20 protein-coding genes are annotated in these 26,781 nt (G+C 66.9%); 15 read left to right on the top strand and 5 right to left on the bottom strand.

What is annotated here, in order from left to right; translation table 11 throughout:
- Position 1: 1 nt before the first annotated feature.
- The 13 genes from ACY65G_RS00700 (at position 2) to ACY65G_RS00640 (ending at position 17,522) form a co-directional block, all read left to right on the top strand.
- Positions 2-1,549, top strand: coding sequence for a glycoside hydrolase family 43 protein (locus tag ACY65G_RS00700; RefSeq protein ID WP_464995456.1), 1,548 nt, complete (start codon positions 2-4; stop codon positions 1,547-1,549).
- Between the two features lie 265 nt (positions 1,550-1,814).
- The gene (locus ACY65G_RS00695; protein ID WP_464995455.1) at positions 1,815-2,840 is read left to right on the top strand and encodes a family 43 glycosylhydrolase; all 1,026 of its coding nucleotides are present in this window, start codon (positions 1,815-1,817) and stop codon (positions 2,838-2,840) included.
- A 292-nt stretch (positions 2,841-3,132) separates the two neighbouring features.
- Positions 3,133-5,475 carry a beta-L-arabinofuranosidase domain-containing protein gene (locus ACY65G_RS00690; RefSeq protein WP_464995454.1) on the top strand — a complete coding sequence of 781 codons (2,343 nt, stop codon included), beginning with the start codon at positions 3,133-3,135 and terminating at the stop codon, positions 5,473-5,475.
- A 148-nt stretch (positions 5,476-5,623) separates the two neighbouring features.
- Entirely contained in the window at positions 5,624-6,586 is a 963-nt protein-coding gene (locus ACY65G_RS00685; RefSeq protein WP_464995453.1) for an ABC transporter substrate-binding protein, read from the top strand.
- A 2-nt stretch (positions 6,587-6,588) separates the two neighbouring features.
- Positions 6,589-8,115, top strand: a complete 1,527-nt coding sequence (locus ACY65G_RS00680) for a sugar ABC transporter ATP-binding protein (RefSeq protein ID WP_464995452.1) — start codon at positions 6,589-6,591, stop codon at positions 8,113-8,115.
- A gap of 11 nt (positions 8,116-8,126) precedes the next feature.
- The gene (locus ACY65G_RS00675; RefSeq protein ID WP_464995889.1) at positions 8,127-9,188 is read left to right on the top strand and encodes an ABC transporter permease; all 1,062 of its coding nucleotides are present in this window, start codon (positions 8,127-8,129) and stop codon (positions 9,186-9,188) included.
- Entirely contained in the window at positions 9,185-10,192 is a 1,008-nt protein-coding gene (yjfF, locus tag ACY65G_RS00670) for a galactofuranose ABC transporter, permease protein YjfF (RefSeq protein ID WP_464995451.1), read from the top strand. Before ACY65G_RS00675 ends, yjfF begins: the two co-directional genes overlap by 4 nt.
- 10 nt (positions 10,193-10,202) lie before the next feature.
- Entirely contained in the window at positions 10,203-11,177 is a 975-nt protein-coding gene (locus tag ACY65G_RS00665) for a glycoside hydrolase family 43 protein (RefSeq protein WP_464995450.1), read from the top strand.
- 171 nt (positions 11,178-11,348) lie between these two features.
- Complete coding sequence (locus ACY65G_RS00660; RefSeq protein ID WP_464995449.1) at positions 11,349-12,308, top strand: glycoside hydrolase family 43 protein; 960 nt, start codon at positions 11,349-11,351, stop codon at positions 12,306-12,308.
- A 107-nt stretch (positions 12,309-12,415) separates the two neighbouring features.
- The gene (locus tag ACY65G_RS00655) at positions 12,416-13,357 is read left to right on the top strand and encodes a LysR family transcriptional regulator (protein WP_464995448.1); all 942 of its coding nucleotides are present in this window, start codon (positions 12,416-12,418) and stop codon (positions 13,355-13,357) included.
- Positions 13,357-14,649, top strand: coding sequence for a DUF3422 family protein (locus ACY65G_RS00650; RefSeq protein ID WP_464995447.1), 1,293 nt, complete (start codon positions 13,357-13,359; stop codon positions 14,647-14,649). The genes ACY65G_RS00655 and ACY65G_RS00650 overlap by 1 nt, the downstream gene beginning before the upstream one ends.
- 157 nt (positions 14,650-14,806) lie before the next feature.
- The gene (locus ACY65G_RS00645) at positions 14,807-15,937 is read left to right on the top strand and encodes an esterase-like activity of phytase family protein (RefSeq protein ID WP_464995446.1); all 1,131 of its coding nucleotides are present in this window, start codon (positions 14,807-14,809) and stop codon (positions 15,935-15,937) included.
- 61 nt (positions 15,938-15,998) lie between these two features.
- The gene (locus ACY65G_RS00640; protein WP_464995445.1) at positions 15,999-17,522 is read left to right on the top strand and encodes a PAS domain-containing sensor histidine kinase; all 1,524 of its coding nucleotides are present in this window, start codon (positions 15,999-16,001) and stop codon (positions 17,520-17,522) included.
- 101 nt (positions 17,523-17,623) lie between these two features.
- Here the strand turns inward: ACY65G_RS00640 and ACY65G_RS00635 are convergent, their stop codons facing one another.
- Positions 17,624-18,157 (bottom strand): GAF domain-containing protein, encoded by a 534-nt coding sequence (locus ACY65G_RS00635; protein WP_464995444.1) that lies wholly within the window; start codon positions 18,155-18,157, stop codon positions 17,624-17,626.
- A gap of 127 nt (positions 18,158-18,284) precedes the next feature.
- Here ACY65G_RS00635 and ACY65G_RS00630 point away from each other — a divergent pair, with 127 nt between their 5' ends.
- Positions 18,285-20,681 (top strand): penicillin acylase family protein, encoded by a 2,397-nt coding sequence (locus ACY65G_RS00630; RefSeq protein WP_464995443.1) that lies wholly within the window; start codon positions 18,285-18,287, stop codon positions 20,679-20,681.
- Positions 20,682-20,737: 56 nt separating this feature from the next.
- Positions 20,738-21,685: a GGDEF domain-containing protein gene (locus ACY65G_RS00625; protein ID WP_464995442.1), complete on the top strand. Its 948-nt coding sequence runs from the start codon at positions 20,738-20,740 to the stop codon at positions 21,683-21,685.
- A gap of 42 nt (positions 21,686-21,727) precedes the next feature.
- Here the strand turns inward: ACY65G_RS00625 and ACY65G_RS00620 are convergent, their stop codons facing one another.
- The 4 genes from ACY65G_RS00620 to ACY65G_RS00605 all read right to left on the bottom strand — a co-directional run bounded on the left by ACY65G_RS00620 (position 21,728) and on the right by ACY65G_RS00605 (position 26,631).
- On the bottom strand, positions 21,728-22,987 hold the full coding sequence (locus ACY65G_RS00620; RefSeq protein ID WP_464995441.1) for an acyltransferase family protein: 1,260 nt from the start codon (positions 22,985-22,987) through the stop codon (positions 21,728-21,730).
- 166 nt (positions 22,988-23,153) lie between these two features.
- Positions 23,154-23,921: a LytR/AlgR family response regulator transcription factor gene (locus ACY65G_RS00615; RefSeq protein ID WP_464995440.1), complete on the bottom strand. Its 768-nt coding sequence runs from the start codon at positions 23,919-23,921 to the stop codon at positions 23,154-23,156.
- Complete coding sequence (locus tag ACY65G_RS00610; RefSeq protein ID WP_464995439.1) at positions 23,909-24,994, bottom strand: sensor histidine kinase; 1,086 nt, start codon at positions 24,992-24,994, stop codon at positions 23,909-23,911. The genes ACY65G_RS00615 and ACY65G_RS00610 overlap by 13 nt, the downstream gene beginning before the upstream one ends.
- A complete protein-coding gene (locus ACY65G_RS00605; RefSeq protein ID WP_464995438.1) occupies positions 24,991-26,631 on the bottom strand; it encodes a Na+/H+ antiporter in 1,641 nt (546 codons plus the stop codon). Before ACY65G_RS00605 ends, ACY65G_RS00610 begins: the two co-directional genes overlap by 4 nt.
- Positions 26,632-26,781 lie beyond the last annotated feature (150 nt).

The following is a 26,781-nucleotide window of genomic DNA, read 5'->3' as shown; positions in this document are numbered from 1 at the left end:
CATGAAGACAGGAACGCTCGCGGCCTCGCTGGCCGCGGCGGGCCTGCTGACCCTCGCCGCCTGTGGCGGCGGGGGCGGCAGCGACTCGCCCGCGGCGAATTCACCCCCCGTAACCCCTCCCGTGGTGACCGCCCCGACTACCCCGACCACGCCGACCGCCCCGGTGCAGGCGCCGGTCACGTTCGCCAATGTCGGCGTGCACGACCCTTCCGTCGTGCGCGTGGACGGCACCTTCTACATCTTCGGTTCGCACCTCGCCGCGGCGAAGTCGACGGACCTGATGAACTGGACGAAGATCGCCGACGGCGCCACCGCCACCAATCCGCTGTTCGCGGACGTGACGAAGGCGCTGGCGGAAACCTTCGCCTGGGCGCAGTCCAACACGCTGTGGGCGCCGGACGTGATCCGGCTCGACGACGGCAAGTTCTATTTCTACTACAACGCCTGCAAGGGCGATTCGCCCCGTTCCGCGCTGGGCGTGGCCGTGGCCGACAGGATCGAAGGCCCGTACGTGGACAAGGGCATCATCCTGAAGTCCGGCATGTGGGGCGAGGCGGGTGCCGACGGCACGATCTACGATGCGGTGAAACATCCGAACGTGGTCGACCCGCAGGTCTTCCGCGACAAGGACAACAAGCTGTGGATGGTCTACGGTTCCTACTCGGGCGGCATCTTCATCCTGGCGATGGACCCGGCCACCGGCAAGCCGCTGCCGGGCCAGGGCTACGGCAAGCACATGCTGGGCGGGAACCATGCCCGTATCGAAGGCGCCTACGTGCAGTACAGTCCGGAGAGCGGGTACTACTACCTGTTCACGTCGTTCGGCGGCCTCGATGCGAACGGTGCCTACAACGTGCGCGTGGCGCGTTCGCGCAATGCCGACGGTCCCTACGTGGATGCGAAGGGCACCGACATGGCGACCGTGAAATCGGATCCATCGAAGCCGCTGTTCGACGACGCCAGCATCGCGCCGCACGGCCAGAAGCTGATGGGCAACCACCAGTTCGCGCTGGCCGCCGGCGAAACCGGTACGGCCGCCGGCTACGTTTCGCCGGGCCACAACAGCACATACTACGACCCGGCCACGAAGCAGTACTTCATCATCTTCCATGCCCGCTTCCCTGGCACGGGCGAATTCCATGAAGTGCGCACGCACGAGATGTTCATCAACGAGGATGGCTGGCCGGTCGTGGCGCCGTTCCGCTACGTGCCACTGAGCCGGGCGGCGGGTGCGCCAGCGGCAACGGTCGCCGCGGCCGATGTCGCCGGTTCGTACAAGCTGGTCAACCACGGCAAGGACATCACGGCAGCCATCAGGCAGTCGCAGGCCATTACGCTGTCGGCCGACGGCAAGGTGTCGGGCGCGGTATCGGGCACGTGGACGCACAAGGGCAGCAACCGCATCGCACTGGCCATCGACGGCACGGCGGCGGCGTACAGCGGCGTGCTCTCGCGCCAATACAATGCCAACGCGAATGCGTTCACGGTGACCTTCTCCGCGCAGAATGCGGACGGGGTGTCGCTGTGGGGCGCCAGGGTTGGCAACTGAGGCAGCGTTAGCGAAGCAGTTAACTGAAGCGAATGCCGTGCGCAGGGGTTTCCCCGGTCCGCATGCATTTACTCCAAGAGCGTGAGGCTGGGGTCAGGGAGGAGTGCTGGCATGCATGCCAGCACCGTTCCGCGGGCGCGAAGCATGCTTCCCGAAACCCCCGCTTCACCCCGCCGGGTCTGACCCCAGCAGTTCGCAGCTGGGTGTCATGCATGCGTTCCCAGCGCGCGAGCAGTGCGGCAAGAGTAACCGAAGGAGATATGCAATGAAGTTTCGCAGTTTTGTACTGGCGGCGGCGCTGCTGGCCGGCGCCGCGGGCGCCCAGGCTACGCAGGTCGGCGTGCACGACCCGGTCATGGCAAAGGACGGCAACACGTACTACGTGTTCTCCACCGGCCCCGGCATCACGTTCTACAGCTCGAAGGACATGAAGAACTGGCGCCCCGAAGGGCGCGTGTTCGCGCAGGATCCTGTCTGGGCAAAGAAGGCCGCACCGTCGTTCGATGGCCATATCTGGGCGCCGGACATCGTCCAGCGCAACGGCAAGTACTACCTGTATTACTCGGTGTCCGGCTTCGGCAAGAACACGTCCGGCATGGGCGTGACGGTCAACAAGACGCTGGACCCGCGCTCGCCCGACTACAAGTGGGAAGACCAGGGCATGGTGATCCAGTCGGTGCCGGGCCGCGACCTGTGGAACGCGATCGACCCGGCCGTCATCGCCGATGAACAGGGCAATGGCTGGATGTCGTTCGGCTCGTTCTGGACGGGCCTGAAGCTCTTCAAGCTGAACGCCGACTGGACGAAACCGGCGGAGCCGCAGGAATGGCACACGATCGCGCGCCGCGAACGTCCCGCGTTCGAGCCCGACGAATCGGCCGCGCCGGCGGAAATCGAGGCGCCGTTCATCTTCCGCAAGAACGGCTACTACTACCTGTTCGCTTCGTGGGGCCTGTGCTGCAAGAAGGAGCAAAGCACGTACCACGTCGTGGTCGGCCGCTCCAGGGCGATCACCGGGCCTTACCTGGACAAGGACGGCAAGGACATGGCCAAGGGCGGCGGCTCGCTCGTCATCAAGGGCAACCGCGAGTGGGTGGGCCTGGGCCACAACAGCGCCTACACGTTCGACAACCGCGACGTGCTCGTGCTGCATGCCTACGAAACCGGCGACGATTACCGCCAGAAGCTGAAGGTACTCGACATGAAGTGGGATGCTGCCGGCTGGCCGGTCGTCGACCCCGCGCAGTTGAACAGCTACCGGAGCGTGCTGCTGCCGGCCGGCGGCAAGTAAGCGCCGGTTGTAGTGCGGATCCAGTGCCCGGCTCGGAAGAGATGAGGTCGGGGACAGTGTCCGCGTCGCAGGGGTCTGTCCCCGCCAGTCGGCGAAACGGAACCCGGTCGCCAGCACTGATCCAGGGGACTGACCCCGGTTTGCTGCCAGATGATCGGCGGCACCAGCAAGAAAACCGGGGTCAGTCCCCTCGAGACGCCAAAAGCGAGCTCCATTGCTGACGCTTACCGGGGACAGACCCCTGAAGCGCCGGCGCTCTCTCGACATCAAGCTCTGAGAACAGGAAAAGTCCATGCCCACACTCCGCCACCTCGCCTTCGCCGCCGCCTTGTGCGCGGCAAACTCCGCCCATGCCGCCGACCTGTTCCAGCTGCGCGACGTGCGCCTGACGGCCAGCCCGTTCCTGCAAGCGCAGCAAACGGACTTGCGCTACCTGATGGCGCTCGATCCGGACCGCCTGCTGGCGCCGTTCCGCCGCGAGGCGGGGCTGCCGGCGGTGAAGCAGTCGTATGGCAACTGGGAGTCCAGCGGCCTCGATGGCCACATGGGCGGACACTACCTGTCCGCGCTGGCGCTGATGCATGCGGCGACCGGCGACCAGGCGGTCAAGGACCGCCTCGATTACTTCGTGCGCGAGCTGAAACGCTGCCAGGAAGCGAGCGGCGACGGCTATCTTGGCGGCGTCCCCGGGGGTAAGGAAGCGCTGGACAAGATCGCCAAAGGCGAGCTGCACGCGGATAATTTCAGCGTCAACGGCAAGTGGGTGCCGTGGTACAACCTGCACAAGACTTTTGCCGGCCTGCGCGATGCCTACAAGATTGGCGGCAATGCCGATGCCAAGACAATGCTCATCAAGTATTCTGACTGGGCGCTCGCCCTCACGTCGAAACTGACCGACACGCAGATGCAGGCCATGCTGCGCGCCGAGCATGGCGGCATGAACGAGGTGATGGCCGACGTGGCGGAGATGACGGGCGACGACAGATACCTGAAGCTGGCGCAGCGTTTTTCCCATCGCGCCGTGCTCGACCCGCTGGAGCAGGGCAAGGACCAGTTGACCGGCCTGCACGCGAACACGCAGATCCCGAAGGTAATCGGCTTCGAGCGCGTGGGCACGCTGGCGAACGATCCGAAGATGCGGGCGGCGGCGCGCTTCTTCTGGCAGACGGTGGTCGACAACCGCAGCGTGGCCATCGGCGGCAACAGCGTGCGCGAGCACTTCCACGACCACAAGGACTTCGGTCCCATGATCGACGACGTGGAAGGCCCGGAAACCTGCAACACGTACAACATGCTCAAGCTCACCGAGCTGCTGTTCGCCGACAAGCCCCAGTCGCGCTATGGCGACTACTACGAGCGCGCGCTGTACAACCACATCCTGTCGTCGCAGCGCCCCGAGACCGGTGGTTTCGTGTACTTCACGCCGATGCGCCCGAACCACTACCGCGTGTACTCGCAGGTGGAGGAGGGCATGTGGTGCTGCGTGGGCTCCGGCATCGAGAGCCACGCGAAATACGGGCAGTTCATCTACGCCAAGGAGGCGGATGCGCTGTTCGTGAACCTGTTCATTCCGTCCGAATTGAACTGGGCGGAAAAGAACGTGCGCATCACGCAGGCCACGGCCTTCCCCGATGAGGACACCACGCGCGTCACCGTCCAGGGTACGGGAAAATTCAAGATCAAGCTGCGCCATCCGGCCTGGGTGGCGAAGGGCGCGCTGGCGGTGAAGGTCAATGGCAAGCCGGTGAACGCCACGCCCGGCGACGATGGCTACGTCAGCATCGACCGGGAATGGCACGATGGCGATACGGTCGATCTGAAGTTGCCGATGAAGACGCACCTGGAACAGATGCCGGACAAGTCGAACTGGTATGCCGTGATGCACGGCCCGATCGTGCTGGCCGCGAAGACGGCACCATTCAAGGACGAGAAGCTGAACGTGCTGGCCAACGATTCGCGCATGGGCCACATCGCCAAGGGCGAGATCTGCCCGCTGGGCGCGGCACCCATGTTCGTGTCGGACGCGAAGGATTTCACGAGCAGGATCCGCCCCGTCAAAGGGCAACCGCTGACGTTCACGGCGCCGGACCTGATCCGCGGCCCGGGCAATGCGAAGAACCTGCAGCTGATCCCGTTCTTCCGCCTGCATGACGCGCGCTACACGATGTACTGGCAGCGTTCCACGCCGTCCGGCTACGCGGCCCTGCAGCAGCAGACCGCGCAGGAGGAAAAGGAACGCCTGGCCCTGAGCGCCCGCACGATCGACCAGGTGGCGCCCGGCGAGCAGCAGCCCGAGTCCGACCACGCCTTCAAGGGAGAGGGCGCGGATGCCGGCGTCAACGCGGGCCGCCACTGGCGCCACGCCACGGGCTGGTTCAGCTATGTGCTGAATAACCCGAAGGGCGAGGCGAAAGTGCTGCGCCTCACGTTCGCCTCCGGCGATGCGGGCCGCAAATTCGACATCCTCGTCGACGGCAAGCCGCTGCAGTCGGTAACGCTGAAGCAGGAAAGCGAGGCGTTCTACACGCGCGACGTCACCTTGCCGGAAGGGCTGGGCACGAAGATCGAAGTGAAATTCGCGGCGAAGGAAGGCTCGATCGCCGGCGGCCTGTATGGCTTGCGGCTGCTGCGATAGCAAAAAAGATATGAGACGGCCATAAAAATATATTGGTTCGGCATGGCAATTTCTTCTACCATAGCCGCAAAAGAATAATGGCATTCGCCCATATTGCATGGATCGTCTGCTTCCGCAATCCGCACCACCCTACAGCACGGAGACACGCATGACTGTACAGCGCAGGACTTTCATCGCCGCAGCGGCATTGGCATTGGCCGGTACCGCTTTCCCCGCCCTCGCGGCCAAACCCCTCGTGATGGGCTTCTCGCAAGTCGGCGCGGAATCGGAATGGCGCACCGCGAACACCGTGTCCGTCAAGGATGCCGCCAAGAAGGCCGGCATCAACCTGAAATTCGCCGACGCGCAGCAGCGCCAGGAAAACCAGGTCAAGGCGATCCGCTCGTTCATCGCCCAGAAAGTGGACGTGATCGCGTTCTCGCCCGTGGTGGAATCGGGCTGGGACACGGTGCTGCGCGAGGCCAAGGCCGCCAACATCCCCGTGATCCTGACCGACCGCGACGTCAACGTGGCGGACAAATCGCTGTACGTGACGCTGATCGGTTCCGACTTCGTCGAGGAAGGCCGCCGCGCCGGCCGCTGGCTCAACGAATTCGTGAAGAAGCAGCCGGGCAAGACGTTCAATGTCGTGGAACTGCAGGGCACCGTGGGTTCGGCGCCGGCGATCGACCGCAAGGCCGGTTTCGACGAAGTCACCAAGGGCAATGCGCAGCTCAAGCTGCTGCGCACGCAGACCGCCGAATTCACCCGCGCCAAGGGCAAGGAGGTGATGGAAGCGTTCCTGAAAGCGCACGGCAAGACCATCAACGTGCTGTTCTCGCACAACGACGACATGGCCATCGGCGCCATCCAGGCCATCGAGGAAGCGGGCCTGAAACCGGGCAAGGACATCGTCATCGTGTCGATCGACGGGGTGCGCGGCGCGTTCGAAGCCATGATCCAGGGCAAGCTGAACGTGTCCGTGGAATGCAATCCGCTGCTCGGGCCCTTGCTGATGCAGACGGCGAAGGACGTGAAGGCCGGCAAGCAGGTGCCGAAGCGCCTCGTCGTCGAGGAACGCGTGTTCCCGGCCGAGGTAGCGCTGAAAGAATTCCCGAACCGTAAGTACTGAGCATGGCAGCCAATCAGCCGGTCCTGGAGCTGACCGGCATCCATAAAAGCTTCCCCGGCGTGAAGGCGCTGTCCAATGCGGGCCTGCGCCTGTACCCCGGCGAAGTGCACACGCTGATGGGCCAGAACGGCGCCGGCAAGTCCACGCTGATCAAGGTGCTGACGGGTGTGTACACGCCGGACGAAGGCACCATGGTGCTCGACGGCCGGCCGATCCAGCCCGATTCCACGCTCGAGGCCCAGGAACTGGGCATCTCCACGGTGTACCAGGAAGTCAACCTGTGCCCAAACCTGTCGGTGGCGGAAAACATTTTCATCGGCCGCTACCCGCGCATGTGGTTCGGCGTCGACTGGAAATCGATGCGCGAGCAGGCCGCCACGCTGCTGCGCCAGCTGGAAGTCGATATCGACGTGACGCAGCCGCTGGCCCGCTACTCGCTGGCGATCCAGCAGATGGTGGCGATTTCGCGGGCGCTGAACACGTCGGCGAAAGTGCTGATCCTCGACGAGCCGACGTCCAGCCTGGACGAAGCCGAAGTGCAGCTGCTGTTCCGCGTGCTGCGCCGCCTGCGCGAAGAGGGCATGGCGATCCTGTTCGTCACGCACTTCCTCGACCAGACGTATGCCATCTCGGACCGCATCACGGTGATGCGCAACGGCGAGCGCGAAGGCGAGTACCCGGCCAGCGAACTGTCCCGCCTTGCGCTGGTCAATAAGATGATCGGCGCGCCGGCGCAGCAGGCCGAGGAGACGGCACCGAAGGCACAGGAAGCACATCACGCCGGCGGTACGCTGATGACGATCGAGGGCCTGGGCCGCCGCGGCGCCCTGAAGCCCATCGATGCTGACGTGAAGCAGGGCGAAGTGCTGGGCCTCGTCGGCCTGCTGGGCTCCGGCCGCACGGAACTGGCGCGCCTGCTGTTCGGCGCGGACAAGGCCGACACGGGCAGTATCACGATCGGCGGCAAGTCGGGCCGGTTCGATACGCCGCGCGACGCGATCGCGGCCGGCATCGGCTTCTGCTCGGAAGACCGCAAGCATGAAGGCGCGATCCTGTCGCTGTCGGTGCGCGAGAACCTGATCCTGGCGATGCAGGCCCGCGCCGGCGTGATGCGCGCGATCCCGATGAAGCTGCAGCAGGAAATCGCCGAGAACTACGTGAAATGGCTGGGCATCAAGACGGCCAGTATCGAAACGCCGATCGGCACGCTGTCCGGCGGTAACCAGCAGAAGGTGTTGCTGGCGCGCTGGCTGGCGACCGATCCGAAGCTGATGATCCTGGACGAACCCACGCGCGGCATCGATGTGCGCGCCAAGGGCGAGATCATGGATTACGTGACCACGCTATGCAAGACGGGCATGTCGGTGCTGTTCATCTCGTCCGAACTGCCCGAGGTGCTGCGCTGCAGCGACCGCATGGTGGTGCTGCGCGACCGCGAGAAATGCGGCGAGTACGTGCGGGGCGACCTGGACGACCAGACCGTGCTGCAGGTGATCGCGGGAGAAGAAGTGGAAGGAATTCGCGCATGACGCAAGCAAACATGGCGCCGCCGGCGCCAGCCGCCACGGTGGCGAAACCCGCGCCGGCCAGGGCTTCCCTGCTGTCGCACTCGCTGGCCAAGCCGATCCTGGCGCTGGCCGCGCTGCTGGTGCTGGACATCGTCTTCATTCCCGGCTTCCTCAGCCTGGAAATCAAGGATGGCCACCTGTATGGCCCGCTGATCGACATCCTGAACCGCGCGGCGCCGCTGATGCTGGCGGCGCTGGGCATGACGCTGGTCATCGCCACGCGCGGCATCGATATTTCCGTGGGGGCGGTGGTAGCGCTCTCCGGCACCGTGGCCGCCATGCTGATCGGCGGCACCATGGTCATCAACAATGGCCAGCCCGAATACGTGGCGAACACGCCGATGCCGGTGGCGCTGGCCGCCGCACTGGGCATCGCGATCCTGTGCGGCGCGTGGAACGGCGTGCTGGTCGCCGGCCTGAAACTGCAGCCGATCGTGGCCACGCTGATCCTGATGGTGGCCGGCCGCGGCCTGGCGCAGCTGTTCACGGATGGCCAGATCGTGACCGTGTACTACGAGCCGTTCTTCTTCCTGGGCAGCGGCTACCTGCTTGGCTTGCCGTTCTCGCTGTGGGTCGTGGCGGCCGTGCTGCTGGTCGTGGGCCTGCTGCTGAAGAAAACGGCGCTGGGCCTGTTCATCCAGTCGGTCGGCATCAACCCGGTGGCCGCGCGGCTGGCCGGCATCCGCACCGCCACGCTGATCTTCTTCACCTACGTGTTCTGCTCCCTGTGCGCGGGCATGGCCGGTTTGATGATCAGCTCGAACATCAAGAGCGCCGATGCGAACAATGCGGGGATGCTGCTCGAACTGGACGCCATCCTGGCCGTCACGCTGGGCGGCACGTCGCTGGCCGGCGGCAAGTTCAGCCTGGTGGGCAGCATGATCGGCGCGCTGATCATCCAGACGCTGACGTGGACGATCTATTCGCTGGGTGTGCCGCCGGAAATCAACATGGTCGTGAAAGCTGTCGTCGTCTTCATCGTGTGCCTGTCGCAGTCGACGGGTTTCCAGAAGCTGTGGAAGGGCCGTAAATGAATACCGCTGTCTTGAATAGCACCGGAACCGGCAAGGCTGCGGGGCCCGGCATCACCAGTGCGCCGTGGTTCACGTCGCTCGTCACCGTGATCCTGCTGGCCGTGCTGCTGGGCGCCGGCGGCGCCGCCTACGAAGGCTTCCTGTCCGGGCAGGTGATGCTGAACCTGCTGATCGACAATGCGCACCTGCTGGTGATCGCCGTGGGCATGGGCTACGTGATCCTGGCCGGCGGCATCGACCTGTCGGTCGGTTCCGTGCTGGCGCTGACGACGATGATCGCGGCCTGGCTGCTGAGCGCCGGGTGGAATCCGCTGGCCGTCATTGCCATCGTGCTGGCCTTCGGCGCCGTGTTCGGCGCGTTCCAGGGCGCGCTGATCCATTATTTCCAGCTGCAGCCGTTCATCGTCACGCTGGCCGGCATGTTCCTGGCCCGCGGCCTGTGCTACCTGATCAGCATCGAATCGATCACGATCGAAGACCCGCTGTTCGTGGCCGCGTCGCAGACGCAGATTCCCTTCATCGGCGGGTTTATCTCGCCAAGCGCGGCGATCGCACTGGTCGTGCTGGCGATCGCCATCTGGGCTTCGCGCCGCACCGCCTTCGGCCGTGGCGTGTACGCCATCGGCGGCAACGAGCAGTCGGCATTGATGATGGGCCTGGACGTGGCCCGCACCAAGATCGGCGTGTACGCGTTTTCCGGTTTCTGCGCCGCGCTGGGCGGCGTGCTGTTCGCGTTCTACATGCTGTCCGGCTATGGCCAGCATGCGCAGGGCACCGAACTCGATGCGATCGCCGCGGTCGTCATCGGCGGCACGCTGCTGACCGGTGGCTACGGCTACGTGGCCGGTGCACTCTCCGGCGTGCTGGTGCTCGGCACGATCCAGACCCTGATCGCCTTCGATGGCACGCTGAGTTCCTGGTGGACGAAGATCGTCATCGGCGGCCTGCTGTTCCTGTTCTGCGTGGTGCAACGGCTGCTGTCCGTCCGCTCGCAACAATCCTGAGGAGTTTTAGATGAAGAAGCAAAGCCTCGGCGCCCTGGCGCTCGCGGTGGCGGCCGCCTGCGCGTGCGCCACGGCCAGCGCCGGCAATCCCCTGTTCTCCGACAAGTTCACGGCCGATCCCGCCGTACTGGTCGACAAGGGCCGCGTCTACCTGTACACCGGCCACGACGAAGCGCGCCCCAAGCCGCAGGACAAGGATTTCGTGCTGAACGAATGGCTCGTGTACTCGACCTGCGACATGAAGAACTGGACGGCGCACGGCACCGCGCTGCGCTACGACGTGTTCAAGTGGTCGGGCGGCTCCGCCTGGGCCAGCGACATCACGAAGGTCGGCAACAAGTATTATTTCTATGCGACCGTGCATGACAACAGCACCAACGCCAAGGGCATCGGCGTGGCCGTGTCGGACAGCCCGACGGGCCCGTTCCGCGACGCCATCGGCAAGGCGCTGATCACGAACGACATGACGATGGAAACCGACATCGCCTGGGACGACATCGATCCGGGCATCTTCATCGACGACGACGGCACGCCGTGGCTGTTCTGGGGCAACCAGACGCTCAAGTTCGTCAAGCTGAAGAAGAACATGATCGCGATGGATGGCGACATCCAGACCACCAGCCTGCCGCATTACACGGAAGCGCCATACGTCCACAAGCGCAACGGCATCTATTACCTGTCGTACTCGCGCGAATTCCCCGAGCACACGGTGTACGCAACGGCGAAGAAGGTGACGGGCCCGTGGCACTACCGCGGCAAGATCATGGACCAGAACAAGAAGACGCCGACGATCCACCAGGCGTTCGCCGAATTCAACGGCAAGTCCTATATCTTCTACCACAACGCCGAACTGCCGACCGGCGACGAGTTCCGCCGCTCGGTGGCCGTGGAAGAGTTCAAGTACAACGCGGACGGCACGATCCCGTTCATTCCACAGACGACCGAAGGCCCGGCCGCGAATCCGACCGCGGCCTGCAAGAAGTAACCGCGCGGGCCCGCTCGCAGCGAAAGCCTGGATACACCCCGACGGCAAGTGCCGGGGTCAGACCCGACGGGTCTGACCCCAGTCGCCGCATTCGGGGTTTATCTGAATGGCATCGTCGTCGGCGGGTACTCCCACAGAAACGACGTTCCTGGATTTGGAGACACCTTGTTCATGCCTACCTTAGTCAATCGTGCCATCATTACCGCAGCGGCCACGCTGTGCGCCGCCACGGCGCTGGCCGGCAACCCCCTCGTGAAGGACAAGTTCACCGCCGACCCGGCCTTGCTGGTCGACGGCGGCCGCGCCTACGTGTACGCGGGTCGCGACGAATCGCCCGACGACAAGGGCTACGTGATGAACGAGTGGCTGGTGCTGTCCAGCTGCGACATGAAGAACTGGAAGGAGCACGGCACCGCGCTGCGCTACGACACGTTCAAATGGGCCAAGGATTCCGCCTGGGCCAGCGACATCGTCAAGCACGACGGCAAGTACTGGTTCTTCGCGACGGTGTCCGAGCGGGCCGCCGACGCCAAGGCGATCGGCGTGGCGGTATCCGACAGCCCGACCGGTCCTTTCCGCGACGCCATCGGCAAGCCGCTGATCACCAACGCGCAGACGTTGCAGACCGATATCGGCTGGGACGACATCGATCCGACGATCTTCATCGACGACGACGGCACGCCGTACATGTACTGGGGTAACCAGGTGCTGAAGTACGCAAAACTGAAGCGCAACATGACGGAACTCGATGGTCCGATCGTCACCGAAGGGCTGCCGCAGTTCACCGAGGCGCCTTACCTGCACAAGCGCAACGGCATCTATTATCTGTCGTACTCGCGCGACTGGCCCGAGTACACCGTGTACGCGACGAGCGACAAGGCGACGGGGCCGTGGCGCTACCGCGGCAAGATCATGGATGCGAACAAGAAGACCAAGACGGTGCACCACGCGTTTGCGGAGTTCAACGGCAAGTCGTATGTGGTGTACCACAACGCCGACCTGCCGGCGGGCGGCGAGCACCGCCGCTCGGTGGCGGTCGAGGAATTCAAGTACAACGCGGACGGCACCATCCCGTTCATTCCGCAAACCGTGGAAGGCCCGGCCGCCAACCCGACGGCAAGCTGCAAGTAAAGACGCCGTTTGGTAAGGACTGCCGAGACCCGGGAAAGCGGGTTTCGGCGCGGCCTTCGTGGCTCACCCGATGCCGCAGTGAAACTCGGCAATGATATGATTCGCCGATGGATACACTCAATCCCAACTGGTTCCTGCGCGCGCGCCTGAAAACGCGGCAGCTCTTGCTGCTGATCGCGCTGGACGAACAACGCAACATCCACCGCGCCGCGGAAACGCTGCACATGACACAGCCGGCGGCCTCGAAGCAGATCAAGGATCTCGAAGAGATGCTGGACGTGAAGCTCTTCGAGCGCCTGCCGCGCGGCATGGAGCCCACGCTTTTCGGCGAAACGATGATCCGCCATGCGCGCATGGCCCTCACGAGCCTGTCGCTGGCGCATGACGACGTGCTGGCGCTGAAATCGGGCCTCGTCGGCCAGGTCGAAGTGGGCGTCATCATGACGCCGGCCATGTCGCTGCTGCCGAAGGCGATCGCCAAGGTGAAGCAGCAGGCGCCGCTGCTGCGTATCGGCGTGCACATGGAACCTTCCAACACGCTGATCAACATGCTCGAGCGGGGCACGCTGGACTTCATGATCGGCCGCATCCTCGAGCACGATACCAATTCGCGGCTCACCTACGAGGAACTGACCGAGGAACCCGCGTGCGCCGTGGCGCGCATCGGCCACCCTCTCGCCAGTTCCACCAACCTCACGCTGAAGGACATCGCCGGCCACCCGTGGGTGCTGCCGCCGCAGGGCAGCATCCTGCGCCACCGCGTGGACATGATGTTCCGCCGCGCCGGCCTTGAGCCGCCGGCCAATACGGTCGACACCACGGCGCTGCTGCTGATCACGGCGCTGCTGCAGCAGACCGACACGCTCCACGTGATGCCGGTGGACGTGGCGCGCTACTACCAGTCGCTGAACGTGCTGACGATCCTGCCGATCGAGCTGCCGTTCAAGATGGATGCCTTCGGCATCATCCAGCAGCAGGACCACCTGCTGTCGCCCGGTGCCACCCTGCTGCTCACGGCCGTGCGCAGCGCCGCCAAGGAGGTTTACTGATGTCGTTCGTGTTTTCGAGCCTGAACCACCCGCAAAGGGTGCCGCTGGCGGCGGAACTGCATTCGCGGCCGTTCCTGAAGCTGCGCGCGCCGGAACGCGTGTCGCACATCGCCGTGTTCGGCCATGGCCGCAACAATAATGCGCAAGCCCAGCACGAGCTGCTGGCGGCGCTGTGCGCGCACTTCGGCGTGACCGCGCCGGCCCGCGACGGCGGCTTCTTCTACCATGACTTCGGCCGCTTCCGGCTCAAGTGGGAACTGCATTCCGAGTTCGCCACGTACACATTCGCCGAGCGCACGGACGACGCGGAAGACTTCGAGCGCATGCCGATCGAGCATGTGCCGCAAGAGTGGCTGCTGTCGCTGAAGGGAAGGATCCTGGTGGCGGCGCACGTCATCCTGCGCAAGGGCGGGGCCGGCGACCACGCGCCGGTGCAGGAACTGTTCGAAGGCGTGTCGCTGGCCGCCAGCAACGTGATGCAGGGCGGCGAAGTATGCTCGGACTTCGCGATCCAGGCCGACGGCTTCTCGCGCTTCGTCGTCAACGACGTGCGCATGCGCGAGCAGCAGGCCGGGCGCCTCGTGCAGCGCGTGCTGGAAATCGAAACCTACCGGATGATGGCGCTTTATGCGCTGCCGGCCGCGCAGCGCGCCGTGCCGGAACTGAACGCGGTCGAAAAGGAGCTGGCCGAAGCCACCGAGGCGCTGCTGCAGTCCGACGGCACGACCGAACAGTCGCTGCTGCAGAAGATCACGCACCTGGCGGCAAGGATCGAGAAGCTGTCGCTCGACAACAGCTACCGCTTCGCGGCGTCGAAGGCTTACTTCAAGCTGGTCAACACGCGCATCGACGAGCTGCGCGAGACGCGGATCGAAGGCGTGCCCACCGTCGCCGAATTCATGGAACGGCGCCTTGCCCCGGCAATGAGCACGTGCGAAGCCGTCGCCGCCCGGCAGGAAGCGCTGGCCCGCCGCATCGGCAACAGCAACGACCTGCTGCGCACCCGCGTGGGCATCGTGCAGGAAACGCAGAACCGGCAGATCCTGCAGTCGCTGAACGCCCGCGCCGCCCAGCAGCTGCGGCTCCAGCAGGCGGTCGAGGGCCTGTCGGTGGCGGCGATTTCCTATTACGTCGTCGGCCTGCTCGGCTATTCGATCAAGGGCGCCAAGGTGCTCGGCCTCGTGCCGAACCCCGACGCGCTGATCGGCATCGCCGTCCCGCTGGTCGCCGGCGCCGTCTGGCTCACGCTGCGCAACATGCACAAGCGGCTGCACCACGGCGGCCACGCCTGATACTCCCCGGCAAACATTGCCAAAAATCGGGGACTGTCCCCGATTCCTGGAAATATTGCCGGAATGCGGGGACTGTCCCCGGTGTTGTGCGTTGTTGGAATGCCACGGTTGTGGGGGCTCGGGCATAATGCTGCGTTGACTGGACATGCGGGATGCCATGGTGCGTTGGACGATGTGGGCGGTGGCGTTGTGCCTGGCCGGATGCGCGGCAGGGGAAGTGGTGCCGGCCGGGCGCGAGGTGGCGGCGCTGCGCTTCATCGGCGAGCAGCGCATTGCGTGGAAGGCGCAATTCCAGTGCACCACGGTCGGCGGGCTGTCCGGCATCGACTACGATGCGGCGCGGGGCAGCTGGATCCTGGCCAGCGATGACCGTTCGGGCATCGATCCCGCGCGCTTTTACCGGGCCAGGCTGCGCTTCACGCCAGGCTCGTTCGATGCGGTGGAACTGACCTCCGTGCACTATTTTCGCCAGGCCGATGGCGCCACGTACCCGGGCGTGCGCCAGCGTGGGCAAGGCGGCGTGGTGGCCGATATCGAATCGGTGCGCGTCGATCCCCGCGACGGCACGATCTGGTACACGAGCGAGGGCGATGGCCGCCTCGGTCTCGATCCGTTCGTGCGCCAGGCCGACGCCGCCGGCCTGCTGCGCGCGGAGCTGCCGCTGCCGCCGGCATTGCGCGAGCGGCCCGCCCACGAGCGGGGCGTGCGCAACAACCTGAACCTGGAAGGTCTGTCGTTCGCGCCGGACGGCACCGGCCTGTGGCTGGCGCTGGAGGCGCCGCTGGTGGAGGATGGCCCGCTGCCCACGCTGGAGCACGGCGCGCCGGCCCGCATCACGCACTTCGACCGTGCCGGCAATATGCTGGGCCAGTATGCCTATCCGCTCGATGCCATTCCGGCGCGGCCGGGCGAGGGCAGGTTCGCCGACAACGGCATTTCCGAGATCGTCGCCACCGGCCCGCGCACGCTGCTGGTGCTGGAGCGCTCGGCCGTGCAGGGCGACGATGGGCGCTACCGCAACCATATCCGCCTGTACGAGGCGGACCTGCGCGGCGCGGGCGACATCCGCACCGTGCCCGCCCTGGCCGGCGCCGCGTTCAAGCCCGCCACCAAGCGGCTGGTGCTGGACTTCGCCACGCTCGGCCTTCCGGTGCTCGACAATGTCGAGGGCTTCGCCTTCGGCCCGCCGCTGCCGAACGGGCATGCCACGCTGGTCTTCGTCACGGACGACAATTTCAGCGAGCGCCAGGTCACGCAGCTGCTGCTGTTCGAGGTGGTGCCGCCGTGAGCCGTGCTCGGTAAATTCATGAAAGACGGTAAGCTTGCCGTGAAGGATTCCAGGCACCCACATGGACGACACCGATTTCGGCAGGCTGATTCTGGACGAGACGCCCGACGCGGTGGTCGTCACTACCACCGATGGCGTGGTGCTGTACTGGACGAAGGGCGCCGAATCCGTGTTCGGCTACACGGCGCAGGAAGCGCGCGGCCACACGCTGGGCGAGTTGATCGTGCCGCCCGAACTGCTCCACACCGAACGCACCATCCTCTTCGACACGCTCGCCAACGGGTCGGCCAGCTACGAATCGATGCGCCGCGCCAAGGATGGCTCGCTGGTCTATATCGACAGCTCGAGCAAGGCGATACGCGGCGCCGATGGCCGGCCTGACTGCATCCTGTGGACGAAGAAGGACGTGACACCGCTGCGCGTGACGCGCGACGCGGCGCTGGTCGGCGCCCGTTTCGGCACGCTGCTGGCATCGATGCCCGACGCGATCATCATGGCCAACGCGGCCGGCCGCATCGTGCTGGCCAACCGCCAGGCCGACGAACTGTTCGGCTATCCGGAGGGCGAGTTGCGCGGCCAGCTGCTCGAAGTGCTGATCCCGCAGCGCTACCGGCGCGAGCACGTGGGCCAGCGTGTCGCGTTTTCGCTCGCGCCCTCGCAGCGGCCGATGGGCATCGGCCGCGAGCTGTATGGCCTGCGCCGCAGCGGCGAGGAATTCCCCGTCGAAATCAGCCTGTCGCCATTGGCGACGGAAGAGGGCACGCTCGTGATGAGCGCGATCCGCGACATCAGCGAACGCAAGCGCATCGAGCGCGCGCTGCAGGACAAGAATGCCGAACTGGCCGACGCCAGCCTGGCGAAGGACCGCTTCCTGTCGTCGATGTCGCACGAGCTGCGCACGCCGCTCAATGCCATCATCGGCTTCACCGGCACGCTGCTGATGCAGCTGCCCGGCCCCGTCAACGTGGAACAGGAGCGGCAGCTGCGCACGATCCAGTCCAGCGCGCGGCACCTGCTCTCGCTGATCAACGACATCCTCGACATCACCAAGATCGCTTCCGGCAAGGTGCAGCTGAACCGGGAGCTGTTCGACTGCCGCCGGCTCGTGCAGGACGTGACGGCGATGTTCGCGCCGCTGGCGCATGAAAAGGGCCTGGCGCTGCACGTGAAGCAGGCCGAGCGCAACGTCACCGTCTGCACCGACCGGCGCGCGGTGCAGCAGATCGTCATCAACCTGATGAACAACGCGGTCAAGTTCACCGAGCGGGGCGAGGTGCGGGTGGAGGTGAGTATCGACGAGGGGGGGGGCAACGGCGCCGGCGAACGCGCGGTGCTGATCGACGTGATCGACACGGGCATCGGCATCGCGCCCGACAAGCTCGGCCTGCTGTTCAAGCCCTTCACGCAGATCGACCAGAGCACCACGCGGCAGTTCGAAGGCACCGGCCTGGGGCTGCACCTGTCCGAGCGGCTGGCCGCGCTGATCGGCGCGCGCATCGCCGTGCGCAGCGAATTCGGCAAGGGCAGCGTGTTTACGCTGCGGCTGCCGTTCGCGCTGGAAGAATGCGCGGTGCCGCCGGGCTGACCAGGGCGGGCGCGCGGCCAGCGCCACCATGCGGCGCATCATTCCCACGACCCGGCATGCGGTAGTGAGGCATCGATTCAGGCATCGATTCAGGCAGCGATTCAGGCGTCGGCGGCCTCACGCGCCTTTCCCCCGTCTTTGCCGCCGTCGTTGCCGATCAGCTGCTGCACCGCCAGGTGGCGCAGCGTGGACAGGATAGCCAGTTCCATGCCGCCGAGCCGGCGCGGGCGCGTGTCGATCACGCACAGGCTCCCCATCGCATAGCCGGACGGCAGCACGAGCGGCGCGCCGGCGTAGAAGCGGATGTGCGGCAGGCCCGTCACCAGCGGGTTGTCGGCGAAGCGCGGATCGAGCCCGGCATCCTCGACGACCATGATCTCGCTCTTGAGGATCGTGTGGCCGCAAAACGAGATGTCGCGGCTGGTCTGGCACGTGGCGCCCATGCCGATGGCCGCCTTGAACCACTGGCGGTCGTTGTCGAGCAGGGTGATCAGGGCGATGGGCACGTCGAATTCCGCTGCCGCGAATTCGACGATGCGGTCGAAGCGCTTCTCCGGCTGTGTGTCGAGCACCAGCAGGGCATACAGGGCGGCAATGCGGGAGGCTTCGTTATCGGGTTTCGGCGGTGCGAACATGATTTAACGGTGAGACACGGGCCGTTCCACTCTACCATGGCGCGATTCGCCGCTTACACTTTTTTGTTCCCGTTTGCGTTGGATTTCTGGCAAGATGCGCCGCAGAGAAACTTCGCGGAGGCGATGCATGGCAGCAGGACGCAGGGGCCGCTGGGTCCGGCGCATCGGGTGGGGCGTGCTGGCCCTGGCGGTCGTCGTGGTGATGACGGTATGGTTTTTCCTGCGCGGCAGCCTGGCCCAGCTCGACGGCAAGCGCGCCGTGCCCGGCCTGCATGGCGCCGTGACCGTGCATCGCGATGCGCTGGGCATTCCATCGATCTCCGGCGGGGACCGGCTCGACGTGGCCTATGCCACCGGTTTCGTGCACGCCCAGGACCGCTTCTTCCAGATGGACCTGCTGCGCCGCGTGGCGGCAGGCGAACTGGCCGAACTGTTCGGCCCGAAGGCGTTGCCGACGGACCGCGAACACCGGCTGCACCGCTTCCGGGCCCGCGCCGCCGAAGCCTATCGCCACCTTTCCGAACCCGACAAGCAACTGATCGAGCGCTACGCGACGGGCGTCAACGACGGCCTGAACGCGCTGGGCACACGGCCGTTCGAATACGGCCTGCTGGCCCAGGCACCGCGGGCCTGGTCGGCGCACGACACGCTGCTGGTGATCTGGGCGATGTACTTCGACCTGCAGGGAGCCGGCGCGCGGCGCGAACTGTCGCGCGGCTGGCTGCGCGACAATTCGACGCCGGAGCAACTGGCATTCCTGCTGCCGCCGGCCTCCCGCTGGGATGCACCGGTCGATGCCGCCGACATCCCGCTCGCGCCGGCGCCGATTCCCGCCACGGCGCCGTCGTGGTGGGGGCAACCCGGCCCGCGCGACGCGGCGTTGCTGGCGGCGGCGGAAACGCTCGACACGATGGAAAGCAATGTAGGGAGTAACAACTGGGCCGTGGCCGGCGCGCGCAGCGCGACCGGCGGCGCCATCGTGGCCGACGACATGCACCTGGGGATCAAGCTGCCCAACACGTGGTACCGCGCGCTGCTGCAGGTCCCGGGCAGCAACGGCAGCACGCGCCGCATCGTCGGCGTCACGCTGCCCGGCACGCCGTTCGTCGTGGTCGGCAGCAATGGCCACGTGGCGTGGGGCTTCACGAACAGCTATGGCGACTTCCAGGACCTGGTGCCGGCCACCGCCGACCCGGCGCGGCCCGGCCAGGTGCGGCTGAACGGCAAGTGGGAAACGCCGGCGCTGCACCGCGAAACCATCCTCGTGAAAGGCGCGCCGGCCGAGACGCTGACGGTGCGCGAAACGTCGCGCGGGCCGCTGTTCGACAGCGCCGGACGCACTTATGCGCTGCACTGGATCGCCCACGAAAGCACGCTGCTGAACGTGAACCTGCGGCGCCTGGAAACGGTCGACACGCTCGACGAGGCGCTGGCGGTGGCCAATGCCGCCGGCATGCCGGCGCAGAATTTCATCGCCGGCGACGCAGCCGGCAACATCGGCTGGACCATTGCCGGGCCGCTGCCGCGCCGCGCCGGCGCTGCCGATGCCACGTATCCGCTGGCCGAGGGCAGCGCCGGCTGGCAGGGCTGGCTGCGCGGCGCCGAATACCCGCGCGTGGTGAACCCCGCCGCGGGGCAGCTCGTGACGGCGAACAGCCGCCAGCTGGCCGGGCCGGGCGCCGCGCTGCTGGGCGACGGCGGCTACGACCTGGGTGCGCGCACCCGCCAGGCACGCGACGCGCTCGCGGCGCTGGGCCCGCGGACGGACGAGAAGGGCGTGTATGGCGTGATGCTGGATGACCGCGCGCTGTTCCTGGCGCCGTGGCGCGACCGGGCGCTGGCGCTGCTGGACGCCGCCGCCGTGAAGGCCAGGCCGCAGCGCGCCGAAGCCGCGCGCCTGCTGCGCTCGGGCTGGACGGGGCGCGCCAGCGTGGAAGCAAGCGGCTACCGGATCGCGCGCGGCTTCATGTGGAACCTGTACGACCTGCTGTACGGCGGCGCCAACTCGCACCTGCACGAGTGGAACGGCAGTGCGGCGCTCGCCGGCAAGCGCTGGCCGGACGTGCTCGAGCGCCTCCTCGCCGAGCAGCCGGCCGCCTGGCTGCCGCGCCAGTATGCCAGCTGGCGCGACCTGCAACTGGCCGCGCTCGACCGTACGATCGCCGACCTGGCACCGGATGGCAAGCCGCTGCGCGACGCCACGTGGGGTGTCTTCAACACGGCGGCGATCGCGCACCCGATCGCCGGGGCCGTGCCGGCGCTGCGCCAATGGCTGAGCGTGCCGGCCGACCAGCTGCCCGGCGACAGCAACATGCCGCGCGTGGCCGGCCCCACGTTCGGCCAGTCCGAGCGCTTCGCCGTTTCGCCCGGCAAGGAAGAGGGCGGCATCTTCAACATGCCGGGCGGGCAGAGCGGCCATCCGCTGTCGCCGTACTTCCTGGCCGGCCACGCGGACTGGGTGCGCGGGCGCGCCACGCCGTTGCTGCCGGGGCAAGCGGAGCACACGTTAGCCTTTGGGCCGTGATCCGGCCGTTCTTTGGGTGCATAATGTGGCAGCGTAATGACAACCGAGAGGCGTGCATGATCAACGATTTCGCTGCGGCGGCGCAGGCCACGATGGCCTATCTGCGCCGCCGGACTGGATTGCAGTTGTGGATGGTGACACGGACGGAAGGAGACGACTGGATCGTGCTGCATGCGGACGAGGCCGAAGCGGGGCAGGGTGGCGGCTACGGCGTCAAGCCGGGCCTGTCGATCCCCTGGACCGACACGTTCTGCTCGCGCATGGTGCTGGGCCATGGCCCCGGCATCGCGCCATCGACCCTTGACATACCCGCCTATGCCCACGTGCCCATGGCCGCGAAGTTGCCGGCGGGCGCCTATGTGGGCGTGCCCTTGCGGCGTTCGGATGGCTCGCTGTTCGGCACGCTGTGCGGCATCGACCCGCAGGCGCAGCCCGAGGCGCTGCGCGACGAGCTCGATACCGTGAACCTGATGGGCGAACTGCTCAGCAAGATCCTCGCCACCGAACTCGATGCCGGGGCCGAGTCGCGGCGCGCGGACCGCGTGGATGCCGATGCCACCCGCGATCCGCTCACGGGCCTCGTCAACCGCCGCGGCTGGGAGCTGCTGGTGCAGCGCGAGGAAGAGCGCTGCAGCCGCTATGGCCATTCGGCCTGCGTGGTGTCCCTCGACGTCGACGACCTGCAGTTCACCAACGACACGCAGGGCAGGGCGGCCGGCGACAGCCTGCTGATCCGTACCGCGCGGGCGCTGGAAGGCGTTACGCGCGGCACCGATACGGTGGCTCGCCTGGGCGACGACGAGTTCGCGATGCTGATGGTCGAGTGCGATTATTTCGATGCGCAGGCGCTGCTGCTGCGGGTGCAGGAAGCGCTGGCCGCGGCAGACGTGCGGGCAGCGTTGGGCATGGCGCTGCGCAAGCCCGGCTACGACCTCGAGGAAACGTTTGCGATGGCCGATGCCGAGATGGGGCGGGCCAAGCGCGGCCGCAAGGTACTGAACTGAGGTCCTGAGCCGAAGCACGGAACCGAAGTGCCGAACCGGGCGTCAACCGGTGGACCGGGTTGCCGTCGCCACGGCGGCCCCGTCCTGGGCCTTGTCTTTGGCCCGGTGTGCGGCGCCGTCTTCGGTCCGGTCTTTGGCCCCGTCTTTGCCCCATTCTGTAGCCCGATCCTTGCCTTTCAAGCCGAATAGCGGCCTCAGCAGCGGCACGCGGCGCACGATCTCGAAGATGCCGAAGCTGGCCGTGACGGTCAGCACGATCAGCACCAGCCCTTCGGCGGCCGGCGGCAGCGCCGAAGCTGCGAGTAGCCGCGTGAAGCAGACGATCAAGGTCTGGTGCAGGATATAGACCGGGAACACGGCCTGCGCCAGGTAGTGCCGTGCCGGGCCGTCGCCCGACAGGTGGCGGCGGGCAAAGCCGCAGGCCGCCACGATCGCGCACCACTGGCACATGGTCCATGCGACGCGGCTGGCCACCGGCCACGTCTGCAAGGCTTCAGGCTGCAAGTAGTAGCCCACCAGCGCTGCCCAGCTGGCCAGCGCAATGCCGAGCGCCGGCCAGCGCAGGCGCTCCAGCTCCGCCCAGAACGCCATTTGGCCGGACAGCACGGCACCGGCCAGGAACAGCGGCAGGTACGTGGCATGGTTGAACCAGTCGTCGACCAGCGCGTGGGTTTCCTCGAAATGGGGCTTGAGCAGGATGCGCACGAGGGCCAGCAGCGCCACCGGCAGTACGAGCGCCTTCCATCCCGCCAGCAAAAGCGCCAGCCGGGCGCCGGCGCGAGCGAGCCGTGCATGGCCCGCAATGGCCGCCAGCGCCGCCAGGACCAGCGTGTACGCCCACACGTAGGGCAGGTACCACAGGTGGTTCCACGTGGGCAGCACCAGGCAGTCGCCATCCCTGCAGAAGCCGCCGTACGCCTGGAGGTACAGGCGCATGAAGTCCGCGTAGCTGCCGGCGTAACGCAGCTTTTCGACGACCTCGAAATATGGCTGCGGCGGCACGATCACGAGCATGCCGAACAGCAGCGGCACCAGCAGCCGCGCGCTGCGCCCGCGCACGAACGAGACCGTGGCCGCCTTCCTCAGCAGGAACCCGGCCGCGGCGCCCGAGACCAGGAACAGCAGCGACATCCGCCATGGCGACGACAGCAGCATCAGCGGCTCGATCGCCGCGCCGGCGTGCGGGCTTTTCACGTGCCAGTCCCACGTCACGTAGTACATGCCCGTGTGGTACAGGATCAGCAGGACGAAGGCGAGGATGCGGAGCCAGTCGAGGAAGTACAGGCGTTGGTCGGTAGGCATGGTGTGGCAGTCATGGAGAGGGATGACGGCAGTGTGGACCGGCGCGCGCGGGCCGGCGAGGGATCTGGGGCGAAACGGAGTGGCGCGGGGCGAAACGGCGCGGTTGGCTGCTGCTGAGCTCGTGTTGCCGGACCATGGTCCGGCTGCCAGGCACCGGGACACGAGCTCATCCGCTGGTTGGTGGCAGAGGGGTGGCGGCGGACAGCGCGGCGAGCAGGGCGGGGCGGTATTGCCGGCTCAGCGGGACGGTGCCGCCGTCGGTCAGTTCCACGTGGCCGTCGCCCTTGTCGTTGGCGACGATGCGGGCGATCCACGGCAGGTGGACGGCGGCGCGGCGGTGGCAGCGGACGAAGGCGGGCCCCATCGTGGCCATCAGGCCGCCGAGCGTTTGCCGCAGCAGCGGCGCGCCGGCGCCATCGTGCAGCGCGACGTAGTTGTCGGCCGTTTCCAGCCAGCGGATGTCGGCGATGCGCACGATGCGCGTGACGCCCCGTTCGGTGACGAGCAACTGGCGCAGCGGCAGCCCGGCGGCCGGCCGCAGTGCCTGCGTTCCTGGCGCCGCGCGGTTCGCCAGCCGCGCATCGAGCCTTTCCCTCAACCGCGCCAGCGCGCGTGCCAGCCGGGCCGGATCGCACGGTTTCAGCAGGTAGTCGATGGCGTCGGCGTCGAAGGCGCGCAGCGCATAGTCGTCGTGGGCGGTGACGAAGACCACCATCGGCGCGGGCGCAGGCAGCGAGGCCGCCACTTCCAGCCCCGAAAGGCCCGGCATCCGGATATCGAGCAGCAGGGCGTCTGGCTGGAACGTGTCCACCTTTGCCAGTGCTTCCATGCCGTCGCGGGCCTCGTCGACGGCATCGATGCCCGGCTGGCCGGCGAGCAGACGGCGCAGGCGGTCGCGCGCGGGCCGTTCGTCGTCGACGATCAGGATGCGCATGGGGCCTCCACGCAGGGCAGCGCCAGCTCGGCGCGCACGCCTCCCTGCGCCCGCGCTACCAGCGTCAACGTAGCGGCGTCGCCATGCAGCGCGGCGAGCCGGGCGCGCAGGTTCGCCAGCGCGCTGCCGGTGCCGCCAGCGGCCGGCGGGCCATCGAGCGTGCCGGCGTCGTCCTCGATGGCGAGCAGCAGGCGGTCGCCGTCGCGCCGCGCCGTGACGGCGATACGAACATGGCCGCTGCGCTGTTCGACCGTATGGCGAAACACGTTCTCCAGCAGCGGCTGCAGGCACATGGCCGGTACCAGCAGCGCGTCGGTGCCGGGTTCCACATGCCAGGCGATCGTCACGCGATCGATGAAACGTTCGGCCATCAGGTCGGCATAGCCGCGCAGCAGGCGCAGTTCCGCCGCCAGCGGCACCTGCTGCGCGCCGCTGCCCAGCGAGGCGCGCAGCAAATCGGCCAGGCGCACCAGCAGCGCATCGGCGCGGTCGACGTCTTCGTGCATCACGGCGGCGATCGTGTTCAGCGTATTGAACAGGAAGTGCGGCTGCACCTGCTGCGCGAGCTGGTGCAGCTGGGCGGTGCGCAGCTGCCCCGCCATGCGCTCGGCGCGCAGGCGCTCGGCCTGCATTACCTGCCACGACAGCACGCCGAACATGATGACCACGAAGATGGCGAAGAATATCGTGATCTTGATGTTCTCGTAGATGAATACGCGGGGCCACGATGCGTGCGGGTACACGTCGCCCGCCATCGCGTAGACGGCATGGCGCATGCCGAACGCGATCGGCACGAAGGCGATCCAGTACGCCAGCAGCCAGGGCGCCTGCCGGGCGAACCAGGCGCGCGGGTGCGCCACCAGGCCATCGTGCCTGCGGCTGAAGCGGCGCTGCACCAGCAGCAGCAGGGTGGCGGTGACGGCGGACGAACCTTCCCACAGCAGCGGGCGCCACAGCGGACCGTCGTCGTTGCGCAGGAAATCCTGCACCGCCGTCACCATCATCAGGATCCAGAACAGGATCCATGCCGCGGCGATGACGAGGCGCACACGCCGCTGCAGCGCGTCCGTCATTGCTTGTGCCGCGCCTCGACGAGATCGATCTCGCGCACCAGCTTGCGCGATATCTCGTCGGAGATGTGCTCGTGGCGCGCCAGGCTGAAGATGGCGCGGCGTTCAGCCTGCAGCGCGGCGAGGCGCAGCACGCGCTCGGCCGCGGCAAGCTTGCGGAAGCGGGCCACGTCCTCGTCGTCGACGGCGGCCGTGCTGTCGAGGCGGTGCTGGTACAGCGCGATCACGCGTGCCGCCGCTTCCGGATACATGTCGGCGTCGAGGCCGCCCTGCAGCTGCTCCATCTGCGCCCGTTCGACGGCGGCGATCGCCGCGCTGGCCGCCTCGCGCCGGGCCAGGTCTTCTTCCTGCTGTTCCGCCGGCTCTTCCGGGAAGTCCATGCCGGCCAGCAGCCGCGGCAGCGCCACGCTGGCCAGCACCAGCGAGATCAGGATCACAGTGGAGGCCAGGAAGATCGTCAGGTCGCGCGCCGGGAAGGGCACGCCCGATGGCAGCGTGAGCGGCAGCGTCATCACGCCGGCCAGCGTGATCGCGCCGCGTACGCCGGCCAGCGACGTGGCCAGCAGCAGCCGCAGTGGCGGGCGCGGCGCCGCTTCGCCACGACGGTCCTTGCGGTACAGGGTGATGCGCAGCGTGGTCCACACCCAGATGAAGCGCAGCACGAGCAGGCCGAACGAGATCGAGAACCCGTACAGCACGAGCCACCAGGGATTCAGGTGGCCGCTCTGGTCCAGCGAGACGCGGGCACCGTGCAGGATGTCCGGCAACTGCTCGCCCAGCAGCACGAACATCACGCCGTTCAATGCGAACTGCACCGTGTCCCACACGGCCGAACGCTGGATGCGCGTGGCCGCCATCACCTGGCCGGACAGCTCCACGTAGCTCATCGTGACACCGGCCGAGACGGCGGCCAGGATGCCCGAGGCGTTCGTATGTTCGGCCACCAGGTAGGCGCCGAACGGGATCAGGAGATTGACGAGGATCGGCGACCCGGACGGTTCGCCGAAGTGCCGGAACAGCCAGCGCTGCGTCCACGTTACCAGCAGCGTGACGCCGACGCCGGCCGCGATGCCGCCGCCCACCAGCCACACGAACGTCAGCGATGCCTGGGTCAGCGAAAACGTGCCGGTCATCGCGGCGGCGACGGCGAAGCGGAAGCATACGAGGCCGCTGGCATCGTTCAGCAGCGATTCGCCTTCCAGGATGTGCATCAGCCGTTTCGGGATCGGCGCGCGCGAGGCGATCGAGCCGACGGCCACCGGATCGGTCGGCGACACGATGGCCGCCAGCGCGAACGCCACCGGCAGCGGCATTGCCGGGATCAGCCAGTGGATCAGGAAACCGGCACCGACGACCGTGAAGATGACGAGGCCGAACGCCAGCTCGAGGATGATGCCCTTGTCGCGAAACAGGCCGCTCTTGGGAATGCGCCAGCCGTCGAGGAACAGCAGCGGCGGCAGGAACAGCAGGAAGAACAGCCCGGGATCGAGTTGCACGCCGTGGCCCGTGTAGCCGGCGATCGCGGCGCCCAGCCCGATCTGCACGAGCGGCAAGGGCAGCGCGACCGGCAATACCCGAACGAGATAGGCGCTGGCCACCACGGCCAGCAGCATGGCCAGTACGATTTCGATCGAATCCATCGTTGCGAGTTGCTCCTTGTGTTGATGTGAAAGTGAAACTTTGCAATTATAGGAGGATGGGCGCGACAAGCAGGTCCGGAACGGGCTTGCCGGCTGGCGCCCCAAAAAAAAGCCCGCGGCGGGCGCCGCGGGCGAACAGGAAAATCGATC

This window comes from Pseudoduganella sp. jia 12, from assembly GCF_055502675.1.
The sequence above is the reverse complement of the archived record's forward strand: the minus strand, read 5'-3'. Positions and strand labels throughout refer to the sequence as shown.